The sequence below is a fragment of the uncultured Amnibacterium sp. genome, from assembly GCF_964250715.1.
GTDB lineage: Bacteria > Actinomycetota > Actinomycetes > Actinomycetales > Microbacteriaceae > Amnibacterium.
In genome coordinates this window covers 125329-139302 of sequence record NZ_CAXUGX010000003.1, presented here as the reverse complement: position 1 = coordinate 139302, position 13974 = coordinate 125329, and the positions used below count along the sequence as shown (strand labels likewise).

Sequence of the window (13974 nt, the reverse complement as noted above, 5' to 3'; positions counted from 1 at the left end):
AGCGCCGAGCCGACCCGGAAGGAGCGCGTCCGATGAACGATCACGACGTCCTCGCCAAGGCGCCGCTCTGGCGCGCGCTCGCCCACCTCTGCATCCCGATGATGGCCGCCCTATCGGTCAACACCATCTACTCCATCGTCAACGCGGGCTTCATCGGCTCGCTCCACTCCACCGCGCTGCTGGCGGCGATCACCTACGGCATCCCCGTCCTCGCGCTCGTGATGGCGATCGGCGGCGTGTTCGGAGTCGGCGCCGGCACCGCGATCTCCCGCCGGCTCGGCGGTCTGCAGGAGCACCCGGAGTACGCGGACGACATCAAGCGCACCTCCGCGTTCGCGGTCTACGGCTCCCTCATCGTCGGCGCAGTCGTCGGCGGCGTCTGCCTGCTGCTGCTCGGTCCGATCACCGCCGGACTCGGCGCGGTCGGCGCAGCCGCCGCACCGACCGCGATCTACGTCGGAGTGCAGCTCGCGTTCACTCCCGTGCTCACCCTCGCGTTCACACTGGAGCAACTCGTCCGGGCGGAAGGCGCCGCGAAGGCGTCGATGACCGGGCTGATCGTCAGCACCGTCGCGAACCTCGTCTTCGACGTGCTGTTCATCCTCGTGCTCGGCTGGGGCGTCGCCGGTGCCGCACTCGCGATCGGTCTGGCGAACCTCGTCTCCGTCGCCTACTTCGTGCGCCACCTCATCCGGCACAGCATCGTGCAGAGCCTCGCGCCGCGCTGGTTCACGATGCGACCAGCAGTGATGAAGGAGGTGTTCGGCGTCGGCGTCTCGGAGCTGCTGCAGAGCGGATTCCTGCTCGTCTCCTCGCTCGTGCTGAACCACATCGCCACCTTCTACGGCGAGGATCTGCTGGCCGGCTTCGGGGTCGCGCAGCGCGTGGTGCAGTTCCCCGAGTTCCTCTGCATGGGCGTCGGCATGGGCGTACTGCCACTGCTCGGCTTCGCCTACGGCCGCCGCGACACCGCCCGCCTGCGCGGCGCGATCGTACGAAGCGCCGTCGCGATCGCCGCACTCGTGATCGCCTTCGCGCTGCCCGTCTTCCTGCTGCGCGGCGACGTGCTGGCCGTCTTCACCGCGGACCGGTCGCTGCAGCAGCTCGGGGCGACAGTGCTGACTGCGATGCTGGTCTCGACACTGTTCAACGGCTTCACGGGCCTCTTCGTCGCACTGTTCCAAGCAACCGGACAGACGGTGCCCGCGATCGTCATGTCCGTGATGCAGGGCGTGCTGTTCATCCCGATCGTCTTCGGCGCGAACGCGCTCATCGGCGAGACCGGTGTCATCTGGTCGATGGCCCTCACCGAAACCGTCATGTTCCTCGCCGCCATCGGCATCTTCGCCACCCGACGACGCACGATCCTCGCCCCGACACCCGTGGAAGCCGCCGCGGCGGGGACGGCCGTCATGGTGTGACCCGGCGTCTCCGGAGTGCACCTCGGTGTTACCGTGAACCGGAAGGTGAAGGAGTCGCGTGACCACGTCCGTCGTCCCACCTCCGCCCGCCCTCGGCGTGACGGCCGACCATCTCCTCAGCTCGGCGAGTTCGCGCACGATCCTCGTGACTTTTCTCGGCGCCATCGTCCGTCCAGCGGGCGACTGGATGCCGATCAGCGCGGCGGTGGGCCTGATGGGCGGGCTGGGCGTCGACGAGTCGAGCGTGCGCACCGCGGTCTTCCGCCTGAAGAAGCGCGGCTGGCTCGTCGCCGATCAGCGCGGCGACGTGAAGGGCTACTCGCTGACCCAGGTCGCCACGCGCTCCTTCTCCGAGGGCGACAACGTCATCTGGCACTCCCGAGTCCCCGCCGACCTCGCCGACGGCTGGTGCGTCGTCAACGTCTCGGTCCCCGAGCGCGAACGCGAACGTCGTCACCAGTTGCGCGCACGCTTCTCGACGCTCGGCTTCGGCAATATGGGCTCGGGCATGTGGATCGCGCCCGCTCGCGCCGCGGCCTCGGCCAAGGAGACCCTGGAGCAACTGGGGCTCACCGCGATGTCGGCGACCTTCGTCGGGCGCTACGAACCGGGGCGTCCCCTGGCGCAGATCGTGCGCAGCGCCTGGGACCTGAAGGCGCTGAACGACGGGTATCGGGACTTCCTCGCGACTTACTCGCCCGTCGAGTCGGCGGTCCGAGAGACATCCCCGAGCGACGCCGACGCGTTCCGCATCTATCTCGCGGCCGTGGACCAGTGGCGCAAGCTGCCGTTCCGGGATCCGGGGCTGCCGCCGGAACTCCTCGACGCTGAGTGGCGTGCCTCCGACGCCGGGCGGGTGTTCGAGCGCCTCGTCGACCGGCTCGAACCCGCGGCGCTCCGCTGGGCGGGCGCGCACTGGAGTTAGTCAGTCAGCACCGCGATCGCCTGGATCTCGATCAGGGCCTCGGGCTGCCACAGGGCGCTGACGCCGATGCCGGCCATCGCCGGGTAGTGCGTGCCGGCCAGCTCGCGCCACACCCGGCCGATCTCGCGACCGTGCCGCTGATAGTCCGGGATGTCGGTCAGGTAGATGGTGATGGTGACCAGGTCCTCCGGACTGCCGCCGGACGCCCGGAGCGCCTCCAGCACGTTGCCGAACGCCTGCCGGAACTGCTCGACGATGCCGCCGGGCACGATCACGCCGGATGCGTCGAGCGCCGTCTGGCCCGCGAGGTAGACCGTCCCTCCGGCTTTCACCGCGTGGGCGAAGCCACTCGGCGGCAGCAGCGACGGCGGGTTGATGATCTCGTGCATGGTGCCTCTCAGACGGTCGCGGCGGCGGACTGCGGAGCCATGAGCAGGGCCGGAGCCGCAGCGCGCTCCGGAGTCGGGGTCCACCGCACGTGGATGTTCTCGGGCGCAGCGGCGGTGCGCAACAGTTCGAGCCGTGGGCGCACTGCATCGGTGCGGCCGGTCGGCGGCTTGCGGCTGCCGGCCCGGAACGGCAGCGGCCAGTCGGCGCCGTCGCCGCGGTAGCCCTGATCCGCGGCGGCGTGCAGCGTCCACTGCGGGTCGAACAGCTGCGACCGGCCCAGTGCGCAGAAGTCGGCGCGGCCCGCCAGCAGGATCGAGTTGACGTCGTCGTACGAGGCGATCACGCCGACAGCGATGACCGCGGCCCCGGAGCCGAGCGCGACCTGGTTGCGGATGCGGTCGGCAAACGGGGTCTGGTAGCTGCGCCCGAACGCCGGCTTCTCGCTCTTCGTGACCTGCCCCGTGGACACGTCGACGCCGGCCGCGCCGTGCTCGATGAACACCCGCGCCACGGCGATCGACTCGTCGTGACTGAGTCCGCCCTCGGCCCAGTCGGTGGCCGACACCCGCACGGTCATCGGCTTCTCGGCCGGCCAGCCCGCCCGGACGGCGTCGAAGACCTGCAGCGGGAACCGCATGCGGTTGTCGAGCGACCCGCCGTACTCGTCCTGCCGGCGGTTGGCGATCGGCGACAGGAACGACGAGAGCAGATAGCCGTGCGCGGCATGCAGCTCCAGCAGATCGAACCCGGCGGTGGCCGCATTGCGCGCCGCGGCGGCGAACGCGTCGCGCACCTGGTCCATCCCCGCCCGGTCCAGCTCGCGCGGCACCTGACTGGAGTCGCCGTAGGCGATCGCCGAGGGACCGACGACCTGCCAGCCGCCCTCGGCGAGCGGGTCGTCCATGCCCTCCCACATCAGGCGAGTGGAGCCCTTGCGCCCGGAATGCCCGAGCTGCACCCCGATCTTCGCCGTCGACGAGTCGTGCACGAACCGTACGATCCGCTGCCACGACCGCGTCTGCTCGTCGTCGTAGAGACCGGTGCAGCCGAGCGTGACGCGTCCCTCCGGCGACACGCACACCATCTCGGTCATCACGAGGCCGGCGCCGCCCAGCGCCTTCGAGCCCAGATGCGCCAGGTGGAAGTCGCCGGGCACCCCGTCGGCGGCCGAGTACATGTCCATCGACGACACGATGATGCGATTCTTCAGTTGCAGCGATCCGATGCGACCCGGCTGGAACATGGCGGGCCTGACCTCGGCCGCGCCCTGCTGGCGGGCGAACCCCTGCTCCACCCGCCGGGCGAAGTCGGTGTCCCGCACCTTCAGGTTGTCGAAGGTGATGCGGCGGCTGCGGGTCAGCAGGTTGAAGCAGAACTGCACCGGCTCCTGCTGCGCGTAGATCGCGATGTCCTCGAACCACTCCAGGCTGGCCTGCGCCGCGCGCTGCGTCGACAGCACCACGGGGCGCCGCTCCGTCTCATACGCCGCCAGGGCGCTCGGGATGTCCGCATGCTCGTGCAGGCAGGCCGCGAGGGCGAGCGCGTCCTCCATCGCCAGCTTGGTGCCGGAGCCGATCGAGTAGTGGGCGGTGTGCGCCGCATCGCCCAGCAGCACGATGTTGCGATGACTCCAGTGCTCGTTCCGCACCGTGGTGAAGTTCAGCCACTTGGAGTTGTTGGCGGTCAGCGAGAAGCCGCCCAGCTCGTCGGCGAAGAGGTCGCGCAGCAGGTCGATCGAGCGCTCGTCGCTGACCCCGGGCGGCAGGGCCTGCCCCGCGTGGTCGGCGAATCCGGCCCGCTGCCACACGTCCGGGTGCATCTCGACGATGAACGTGCTGCCCGCCTCCGAGTAGGGATAGCCGTGCACCTGCATGACGCCGAACTCGGTCGTCTTGACGAAGAACTTGAACGCCTCGAACACCTGGTCGGTACCGAGCCACATGTATTTGGAGCGGCGCACGTCGAGTGTGGGCCCGAAGTGCTCGGCGAGCTGGGTGCGGATCGCGGAGTTCACGCCGTCCGCGGCGAGCACCAGATCGAACTGCGCCGACAGCTCGGACACGGACGGGGCGGCGGTGGAGAAGCGCAGGTCGACGCCGAGGCCCAGGCACCGCTGCTGCAGCAGCTGCAGCAGCTCCTTTCGGGCCATCGCCGCGAAGCCCTGGCCGCCCACGGTATGCACCTCGCCGCGGTAGTGGATGTCGATGTCGGTCCATTGCGCGAACCGTGCGGCCATCTGGCCGGACACGACGGGGTCGGCGTTCGTGATGCCGCCGACGGTCTCGTCGCTGAAGACGACCCCGAACCCGAACGTGTCCTCGGCCGCGTTCCGCTCCCACACCACCACCTCGTGCGTGGGGTCGAGCTGCTTCATGAGCGCGGCGAAGTACAGGCCTCCGGGCCCGCCACCGACGACGGCTGTCCGCACGGCATTTCCTTTCGGTCGTGCTCGTCGCGCGCCCGTCGGATCGGGCTCCGCGCGAGCGGATGGCAAGAGTGACGGAGGGTCAGGATCCGGCGTGCCGGACGACGCCCTCCTGCAGGGCCGTCGCGATCAGCGATCCGTCCCGGGAGTAGAAGGAGCCGGCGCCGAGCCCACGGCCCGACTGGGCGGAGTCGGCGTGCTGCAGGAACAGCACCCAGTCGTCCATGCACGGGTCACGGTGCAGCCACATCGCGTGGTCGAGGCTGGCGGTCATCAGGCCCGGATCGCTCCATGCGCGGCCCTGCCGGCGCAGCACGGGTTCGAGCATCGTGTAGTCGCAGACGTAGATGAGCGCCAGTCGATGCACCGCCGGGTCCGCCGGCAGCGGCGAGAAGGGGTGGATCCAGACGGCCTGCTCGGCTGCGCTGTCGACGTGCCCGCCGCCGTCGCCGGCGCCGCCCGCATCGACGTAGATCGGTCCGGGGACGTGCCGGATGTCGAAGCTGCGGCCGGCGGACCAGTACTCGGCAGCCGCACCGGCCACGCCGGCCAGCGCCTCCGCGGTGCTGGGCAGCGACTCGGGATCGGGAATCCCCTGCGGCGCCGGCGCCTGGAAGCCGCTGCCCGCCTCGGACACCTGGAACGAGCAGGTGGCGACGAACAGCAGGTCGGCGCCGGCATAGCCGCGCACATGTCGCGTGGAGTAGGAACGGCCGTCGCGAAGACGCTCGACCTCATAGCGGACCTGCGCATCGACGCCGGCACCGCTCAGGAAGCTGCTGTGCATCGAGTGCAGCACACGGTCGGCGTCCACGGTGCGCATCGCGCAGGCGGCGGCCTGGGCAAGCAGGTCTCCGCCGTACGCCTTCGGCCACGGAACGGGCTGCGTCCGAGCGGTGAAACTGTCCCCGCCGTTCTCGTGCAGCTCGACGGCGCGCAGGAACGAATCGACCGTGCCCGTCATGTGCGGCGGAATCCGTCGAGCGTCGCATCGTCGACCTCGGGCAGATTGACCACGATGTTGTCCGGCGTGCGGGCGGTCAGCCAGACCAGTTCGTCGGTGGTGCTCATGTTCGCCTCGACGTGCGGCAGGAACGGCGGCACGAAGACGAAGTCGCCGGCCGACAGGTCGAGCCACTGCGCATACTGCTCGCCGAAGTAGATCCGGGCCACCCCGGTGAGCACGTAACCGCCGGTCTCGGCCTCGCCGTGGTGGTGCGGGAACGACCGGAATCCGGGCTCGTTGCTCACCTTGCCGAACCAGATGCGCGTCGCCGGAGTGTGCTCCAGGTCGACTCCGGAGACCCGGTGTGCACCGCCGGACTGGCCGGTGTCCTCGAACTCGTGGCCGGCCTTGGTGACGACAGGGACGACCTGGCCGGCGACGACCGGGGATTCGGTGGCCATCTCAGGCGCCGATGTCTATGAGGTGCTCGAACTTCAGCCCCAGGCCGGTGACGGCCACCCCGGTCGCGGCCAGCGCCGCGAGCAGGTTGGACCGGGTCCCCGGCGCGAGCGCCTCATCCTGCACGAGCGACTTCAGCGACTCGTAGACCTCGATCAGGCGTTCCTCCTGGGGACTCAGCGGGTTGCCGATCAGGTCGGTCGTCATGATGCACGCCCCGTCGTCTCGATGGTCTTGAGCTGCGTGGTCTCGAACGGCATGGTGATCAGATCTGCAGCGCGCAGGTCGACGAGCCGGCGCGCCTTCAGCTCGAACCGCGGCAGGGTGCCCGGGTCGGCCTTCACCAGCTCGAACCGCAGCCCCTCGTGCCCGTCCGCCAGCTCCTTGGCGAGCCGGTCCGCGAGCAGCTCCCACTGCGGGTCGGTGACCTCGGGCACCGTCTCGACCACCAGCGCGATCTCGTCGCGGATGCCCTCGCTCGTGAGCCGGATCTGGAACTCGTCGACCTCGGTGAACCCGCGCACGATCCCCTCGACCGCCCGCGGGTAGACGTTGGTGCCGCGGACGAGCTTCATGTCGTCGACCCGGCCGAGCACGCCGCCCTCGTAGAGGTCCCAGGTGCGGCCGTTCGCCGCCACGGTGTGCGGCACCTTCACGACCAGGTCGGAGGTGCGGTACCGGATCAGCGGCATGATGCTGCGCCCGAAGGAGGTGGTCACGCGCTCGCCGGGCTCGCCGAACGGCAGCTCGGCGCCCGTCCCCGGGTCCACGACCTGCTCGATGAAGCTGTCCTCGATGATGTGGCAGCCGCCCGGCTGGTCCTCCGGCTCGAACATGAAGATGGTCGAGATCTCGGTCATGCCGGCGGTGTCGAAGGCCTTGGCCCCCCACTGCTGCTCGATCAGATGCTTCGTCGCATCGGGCGTCGGTTCTCCGGAGAGGATCACGCGCGTCACCGCGGAGCCGGGCAGGTCGATGCCGAGCAGCTGCGCCTCCTGCGCCAGGCGCAAGGCATAGGTGGGCGTGGACGCCACGACCGTGCAGCCGAAGTCGACGATCTGCCTGACCCGAGCGGGCGTGGTCTGCGCGCCACCCGGGATCGTCAGGGCGCCGATCTTCTCCAGGCCGTTGTGCAGGCCCCAGAATCCGATGAACGAGCCGTACCCGAACGCCACGTAGCCGATGTCGGCGGGACGCACCCCCGCTCCCCACAGCGCGTAACACCACATCTCCGCCGCCCACGCCCAGTCCTTGCGGGTGTCGAGCGCACGGAGCGGCTGCTTGCCGCTCGTGCCGCTGGTGGTGTGCAGGCGGACGGCTTTGTCGTGCCCGGCCACGGCGATGTCGCCGAAGGGCGGCTGCGCGATCTGGCCGGCCATCCACTCGTCGCGCGTCAGGAACGGAATGCGCTCGATGTCGTCGAACGACCGCAGCTGATCGGAGGAGAACCCGGCCTGGCGGAAACTCCCCCGATACAGCGGGCTGCGCGCCTCGGCCCACTCGACGACCCGAGCGAGTTTGGCGAACTGCAGTCGGCGCAGGTCGTCGCGGGGAAGGGTCTCGGTCTTGGGGTTCCACAGATTCGAGTGCACGGTTCACTCCCTGGTCGGTCAGACGGAAGCAGCATAGCGTCTTCGTGACGGTCGTCGCGAGGAAGAAATGTCGGGGGAGGCGACCGTGTTCCGGTCGGTCGGCGAGGGGCTGGCGGAGGGGGCGACACGCCGGGCGCCGGTCCCGTGTGCGGGCGCGAACTACGCTCGGGAGCCATGACGGCGAAGTTCGTGGTCGTCCCGCAGTGGCAGGGCTCTGCCTCCAGCCGGTCGATGCGGCTGATCGACGGCGCGGAGGCGATCCGCGGCGACCTGCCGTCGGGCGCCACCACGACCGTCGAGATCCCGCTCGGCGCCGGCGACGCGGTCGACACGGGCGTGCACCGCTACTCCACCCTCGCCGTCGTGCGCGAGCGCCTCAGCATGGTGCTCGCGAACATCGACCCGGCCGACACCCCCATCGTCATCGGTGGCGACTGCGGTGTGGAACTGGCCGCGGTCGAGCACGCCGCCGCCCGCGCCGCCGCCGCCGGCGAGCGCCTGGGCCTTGTGTGGTTCGACGCCAACCCCGACCTGCACACCCCCGACTCCAGCCCCTCCGGGGCCTTCTGCGGCATGGTGCTGCGGGCCCTGCTCGGCGAAGGCGCTCCAGGCCTGGTCGCCGAACGGCCGCTGGCGCCCGACGACGTCGTGCTCGCCGGTACCCGTTCCGAGGACGACGGCGAGGCGGAGTACCTGGCGTCGAGCCCCATCACGCTGGTGCGGGCCGAGGAGCTGGACGGCCTGGCCGATGCCGTCGACGCCCTGGGCTGCGATCGGGTGTATCTGCACATCGACCTGGACGTGCTGGACCCCGGCGAGTTCGCGGGGCTGACCGATCCGCAGCCGTTCGGCGTCTCGCTCGGCGACCTGACGAAAGCGATCAGCGTGGCCGTCGGGTCCCGCCGGCTGGCAGGCGCCGGCATCGCGATGTTCGCGCCGGCGACGCCGGCCGCCGCGAACCCCGATCTGCCCGCGGTGCTGCGCATCCTCTCCGCCGTCACCGCTCCGGTCCGCGCCCGCGCCTGACGCGCTGACGCACACGACCCCCCTACCCAGGGGCCGCCGGTCGGCCCCCAGCGGGCGGTCGGCGAGCGCTCGGTAGCGTGACGGGAGACGCGCGGAGGAGTGCAGATGCCCACCTATGACCTGATCGTGATCGGTGCCGGACCGGTCGGCGAGAACGTGGCGGACTACGCCCACCGCGAGGGGATGTCCACCGTGATCGTGGAGTCCCAACTGGTCGGCGGCGAGTGCTCCTACTGGGCCTGCATGCCGTCCAAGGCGCTGCTGCGGCCGGAGGCGGCGCGGCGCGCGGCCCTGCACGTGGACGGGGCCAAGGAGGCGGTGACCGGCGGTCTCGACGTCGCGGCCGTGCTGAAGCGGCGCGACGCCATGGTCAGCAACTACGACGACTCCGGCCAGGTGTCGTGGCTCGACTCGGCCGGCATCGACCTGGTGCGTGGATTCGCGCGCATCACGGGCGTCAAGCAGGTCACCGTCACGCAGCCGGACGGCGCCGAGACGGTGCTGACGGCCAATCACGCCGTCGCGGTCAGTACCGGCTCGACGGCCCTGGTGCCGGATATCCCCGGTCTGGCGGAATCGTCGCCCTGGACCTCGCGTGAGGCGACCGGGGCGGAGCAGGTGCCGGCCAGCCTGGTGATCATCGGCGGTGGCGTGGTCGGCTGCGAGATGGCCACCGCCTACACCTCGCTCGGCTGCTCGGTCACGCTCGTCGCCCGCGGCGGTCTGCTGGGCGGCATGGAGGCATTCGCCGGCGAGCTGGTCGCCGACTCCCTCACCGAGAGCGGCGCGACGCTGAAGTTGGGCGTCTCCCCCACGACGGTCTCGCGCGACGACTCGGGAGTGACGGTGCAGTTCGACGACGGCACCTCCGTGACCGCCGAGCACGTGCTGGCCGCCACCGGCCGCCGCCCCAACACGGTCGACTTCGGCCTGGCCAGCGTGGGGCTGACCGACGGCGAGTGGCTGGATGTCGACGACACGCTGCTGGTGAAGGCCGACACCAACGACGGCGATCCGTGGCTGTACGGGGTGGGAGACGTGAACCACCGCGCCCTGCTGACCCACCAGGGCAAGTACCAGGCGCGCGCCGCCGGCCGGGTCATCGCGGCCCGCGCCAAGGGCCAGACGCTGGACGACGGGCGGTGGGGCCGCCACGTTGCGACTGCCGACGCCCGCAGCGTGCCCCAGGTGACGTTCACCGACCCGGAGGCGTCCGCGATCGGCCTGACCGAGCAGCAGGCGAAGGATGCGGGGCTCACCGTGCGGGCGCCCGAGTACGACCTGGCCGCCGTCTCCGGCAGCAGCGTCTACGACGACTCCTACGTGGGCCGCGCCAAGCTGGTGATCGACGCCGAGCGCGACGTCGTGGTCGGCGCCACCTTCGTCGGCCGCGACATCGGCGAGCTGCTGCAGTCCGCCACGATCGCGGTCGTCGGCGAGGTGCCGATCCAGCGCCTCTGGCATGCCGTCCCCTCCTATCCGACCATCAGCGAGGTGTGGCTGCGGCTGCTGGAGACGGACGGTGTCGCATGAGCGTCGAGCTGCCGGCGCCCGGCCGGATGGAGGACCGGGTCGTCGTGATCACGGGCGCCAGTTCCGGCATCGGCCGGGCCGCCGCCCGTGAGCTGGCACTGCTGGGGGCGACGATCGCCGTCGTGGGACGGAATCCCGAGCGCACACGCGCCGTGGCCGCGGAGGTCAGCGGTACTGCCTACCTGGTCGACTACGCCGACCTGCAGTCGGTACGGGACCTGGCCGAGCGGCTGCTCGCGGATCTGCCGCGCATCCACGTGCTGGCGAACAACGCCGGCGCCATCGGCCCCCGGGCGACCACGCGGGACGGCTTCGACCAGACCTTTCAGCAGAACCATCTGTCCCCGTTCCTGCTGACGAACCTGCTGCTCCCCCGCCTCGTGGACACCGCCCGGGACGCGCCGCCCGGATCGGTGCGGATCATCCAGACCTCCTCCGCCGGCAACCTGTTCGGGCGCGTGCGCATCGACGACCTGGACAACCGGCACGTCGGGCCGTGGCTCGGCGGTTTCACCGCCTACGGGACGAGCAAGCTGGAGAACATCCTCTTCACTCGCGAGCTGGCGCGACGTCATCAGGGCGACGGGATCAGCGCGTACGCCTTCCATCCCGGCTACGTCGCCAGCGGATTCGGCGGCGACGGACCGGTGTCCAGCCTGATGAAGCGGGCTGCCGTCTCCCCCGAGGAAGGTGCGGCTCCGCTCGTCCGGCTCGCCTCCACCGCCCGGGTGCCGGCGCCGAGCGGCAACTACTTCGACCGCCTGACGGCACCCGGTCGCACGCGCCGGCAGGCGAACGACGCGGGCCTGGCGGCGGCACTGTGGGCCGAGAGCGAGCGGCGCTCGGGCCTCGCCGGCTGACCCGCCTCCGCCTGGTCCGCCTCCGCCTCGGCCGAAGAATTCAGGAGGAATCGAGCAACGAAGGACGAATCGGCCGGATCCGGTCACGAGTTCTCGAATTCGCCTGAATTCCTCGGCACAGGCGAACGAGCGGTGGCGGTCAGACGGCGACGGCGGTCCGTTCGGTGACCTTGCCCTGCTTCAGGTGCAGGCGTCGGTCGGCTCGGGCGGCGACCCAGGAGTCGTGGGTGACGACGACGAGGGTCAGTCCGCGGTCGCGCCAGGCCGCTTCGAGCAGTCCGACGATGTCGCCGCGGGTGTCCTCGTCGAGGGCGCCGGTCGGCTCGTCGGCGAGGAGCACCTGCGGCTGCTTGACGAGCGCCCGGGCGATGGCGACGCGCTGCTGCTGACCGCCGGACAACTCCGACGGCAGGTGGGTCGTCCGGTCGCCGAGTCCGATGGCTTCCAGCGCCTCTCGGGACCGCGCCCGCCGCTCCTTCGCATCGACGTGAATGGGAGCGAGGGCGGTCTCCACGTTCTCCAGCGCCGTGAGTGTGGGAATCAGATTGAAGCTCTGGAAGACGAAGCCGATGCGCTCCGCCCGGATGCGGGACAGCGCGGTCGCGCCCAGGCTTCCCAGGTCCTGGTCACCGAGCCGGACCGCGCCGGACGACGGGCGGTCCAGCGCGCCGAGCAGTTGCAGCAGGGTGGACTTGCCGCCCCCGGTCGGTCCCTGAATGGCGACGAAGTCGCCATCGGCGATGATCAAGTCGACGCCGGTGAGCGCGTGGACGGTCTTCGCACCCTGCTTGTAGGTCTTGGCGACCGCGGCGAGTTCGTACATCTGCGGAGGATCCCTTCGTCGAGAACGGTTCAGGCGACGCTGCGGAGTGCTTCGGCCGGGCGGAGGCGCGCGGCCCGCCAGCCGCCGAATGCGCCGGCGATCAGTCCGCCGAGCACCGCCAGGGCGACGGCCAGGGCGATCACGGCCGGAGTGATGGGCAGGCTGAGGGCGATCTCGGACGCGGTGGTCGCCGCCTGGTTGAACGCCCTGCCGAATCCGCCACCACCGCCCACACCCGGTCCCCGACCGGTTGTGGCGGCGGCGCTGAGGGTGGGGTGCACCAGGTTGACGATCAGGATGGCTGCGAGGCCGAGCACGATACCGATCGCGCCGCCGATCAGCCCCTGCACGAACGACTCCCCGGCGACCTGACCGACGATCCTCCGGTTGCTCCAACCGATCGCCTTCAGCGTGCCGAACTCCCGGGTGCGGCGCGTAACTCCGGACACGGTGAACAGCACCGCGATCAGGAACGCGGCCGCGAGCACGAGCACGGAGAGCCACGTGCCGAGGTTGTTCGCGAGCGTCGCCGCGGTCGAGAGCGAGCCGGAGACGGAGGAGGCGAGGTCCGACTGCGTGTTCACCGTCACCGACGAGCCGAGCGACTTCGACAGTGCCGTCTTCACCGCCGTGATGTCGTTCGCGTTCGCCGCCTGCACGTAGACACTGGAGATCTTGCCGGTCTGGCTGCTGAGCTTCTGCGCCGTGTCGAGCGGGACGTAGACGTTCGAGCCCGTGGCGCCGGTCGCGGAGGTCGAGGTCACGATGCCGACGATTTTGAACGTCGTACCGCCGATCGAGACGGTGCCGCCGACCTTCTTCTTCGCGGTGGTCGCGTAGTCCGCATCGAGCACGGCGACGGATTTGCCCGCGTCGGCGGCGGTGAGCGAGCGCCCGGACGTCAGCGTCGCCGAAGTGAGCGGCCCGACTGTCGCGCCCGCCACGTTGTAGCCGAGAACGCTGAACGAGTTGACGCCGAAGGAGCTGCCGCCAGCACCGTCGGGTCCCCCGCTCGGGCGGGCGCCCTGTCCGAAGCCTCCCTGACTCCGCTGGCTCTGCGACGGCAGCGCTCCGGAGAAGGTGATGTTGTTCAGGCTCAGCACGCCGGTCGCGGCCTTCACACCGGTGGTCGCCGCCGCCTTCGTCGCGGCGGACGACGCGAAGGTGGTCACGGCCGGACCGGTTGTCAGCCTGGTGCGGCTGAGGGACTGCGTTCCGTTCCGCGTGCTGCCCGCTCCGGAGCCGAAGTCGAACTGCTGGCGGCCGCCGTTCGCGGACGGCGCACTCGCCGGCTTGGTGACCGTGATGTCGGTGCCGACTCCGTAGACGGACTGCAGGGCGCTCGCCTGCGCCGACCGCACTCCCGCTGCGGTGGCGTTCACGAGGATCACGAGGGCGATGGCCAACGCCATCCCGATGGCGACCACGATCGTCTGGCGCCGCCGATTCGACAGCTCACGCCGCAAGTAGGTCCCGAACATGTGACCGAAGCTAGAGACGACCCTGAGAAAACACCCCAGGTGACCCCCTGTGTCGCCTATGAGGCCGCCGGGGCGGGGCGGGGCGGGGTGGGC

The 13974-nt window shown here is 70.6% G+C and carries 13 protein-coding genes; 5 read left to right on the top strand and 8 right to left on the bottom strand.

Features of this window, described 5'->3' with window-relative positions:
• Window positions 1-32: 32 nt before the first annotated feature.
• Window positions 33-1421, top strand: a complete 1389-nt coding sequence (locus ACFE7H_RS04750) for an MATE family efflux transporter (protein ID WP_375400070.1) — start codon at window positions 33-35, stop codon at window positions 1419-1421.
• A gap of 58 nt (window positions 1422-1479) precedes the next feature.
• Window positions 1480-2346, top strand: a complete 867-nt coding sequence (locus tag ACFE7H_RS04745) for a PaaX family transcriptional regulator C-terminal domain-containing protein (RefSeq protein ID WP_375400069.1) — start codon at window positions 1480-1482, stop codon at window positions 2344-2346.
• Here ACFE7H_RS04745 and ACFE7H_RS04740 read toward each other — a convergent pair.
• The 6 genes from ACFE7H_RS04740 to ACFE7H_RS04715 form a co-directional block, all read right to left on the bottom strand.
• Window positions 2343-2735 (bottom strand): RidA family protein, encoded by a 393-nt coding sequence (locus ACFE7H_RS04740; protein ID WP_375400068.1) that lies wholly within the window; start codon window positions 2733-2735, stop codon window positions 2343-2345. The two genes, ACFE7H_RS04745 and ACFE7H_RS04740, sit on opposite strands and share 4 nt — an antisense overlap.
• Before the next feature lie 8 nt (window positions 2736-2743).
• A complete protein-coding gene (locus ACFE7H_RS04735; protein ID WP_375400067.1) occupies window positions 2744-5164 on the bottom strand; it encodes a bifunctional salicylyl-CoA 5-hydroxylase/oxidoreductase in 2421 nt (806 codons plus the stop codon).
• A 79-nt stretch (window positions 5165-5243) separates the two neighbouring features.
• On the bottom strand, window positions 5244-6125 hold the full coding sequence (locus ACFE7H_RS04730) for an acyl-CoA thioesterase (protein ID WP_375400066.1): 882 nt from the start codon (window positions 6123-6125) through the stop codon (window positions 5244-5246).
• The gene (locus tag ACFE7H_RS04725) at window positions 6122-6568 is read right to left on the bottom strand and encodes a cupin domain-containing protein (RefSeq protein ID WP_375400065.1); all 447 of its coding nucleotides are present in this window, start codon (window positions 6566-6568) and stop codon (window positions 6122-6124) included. Before ACFE7H_RS04725 ends, ACFE7H_RS04730 begins: the two co-directional genes overlap by 4 nt.
• 1 nt (window position 6569) lies before the next feature.
• Complete coding sequence (locus tag ACFE7H_RS04720; RefSeq protein WP_375400064.1) at window positions 6570-6773, bottom strand: hypothetical protein; 204 nt, start codon at window positions 6771-6773, stop codon at window positions 6570-6572.
• On the bottom strand, window positions 6770-8158 hold the full coding sequence (locus ACFE7H_RS04715) for a phenylacetate--CoA ligase family protein (protein WP_375400063.1): 1389 nt from the start codon (window positions 8156-8158) through the stop codon (window positions 6770-6772). The genes ACFE7H_RS04720 and ACFE7H_RS04715 overlap by 4 nt, the downstream gene beginning before the upstream one ends.
• Window positions 8159-8332: 174 nt before the next feature.
• Here ACFE7H_RS04715 and ACFE7H_RS04710 point away from each other — a divergent pair, with 174 nt between their 5' ends.
• From ACFE7H_RS04710 to ACFE7H_RS04700, 3 genes are all read left to right on the top strand, one after another.
• Window positions 8333-9184, top strand: coding sequence for an arginase family protein (locus ACFE7H_RS04710; protein ID WP_375400062.1), 852 nt, complete (start codon window positions 8333-8335; stop codon window positions 9182-9184).
• Window positions 9185-9289: 105 nt separating this feature from the next.
• Window positions 9290-10717, top strand: coding sequence for a dihydrolipoyl dehydrogenase family protein (locus tag ACFE7H_RS04705; RefSeq protein ID WP_375400061.1), 1428 nt, complete (start codon window positions 9290-9292; stop codon window positions 10715-10717).
• Window positions 10714-11577, top strand: a complete 864-nt coding sequence (locus ACFE7H_RS04700) for an SDR family NAD(P)-dependent oxidoreductase (RefSeq protein ID WP_375400060.1) — start codon at window positions 10714-10716, stop codon at window positions 11575-11577. Before ACFE7H_RS04705 ends, ACFE7H_RS04700 begins: the two co-directional genes overlap by 4 nt.
• Before the next feature lie 139 nt (window positions 11578-11716).
• On the opposite strand, the gene ACFE7H_RS04695 is transcribed toward ACFE7H_RS04700, so the two are convergent.
• The gene (locus ACFE7H_RS04695) at window positions 11717-12400 is read right to left on the bottom strand and encodes an ABC transporter ATP-binding protein (protein WP_375400059.1); all 684 of its coding nucleotides are present in this window, start codon (window positions 12398-12400) and stop codon (window positions 11717-11719) included.
• 29 nt (window positions 12401-12429) lie between these two features.
• On the bottom strand, window positions 12430-13881 hold the full coding sequence (locus ACFE7H_RS04690) for an ABC transporter permease (RefSeq protein WP_375400058.1): 1452 nt from the start codon (window positions 13879-13881) through the stop codon (window positions 12430-12432).
• Window positions 13882-13974: the final 93 nt, after the last annotated feature.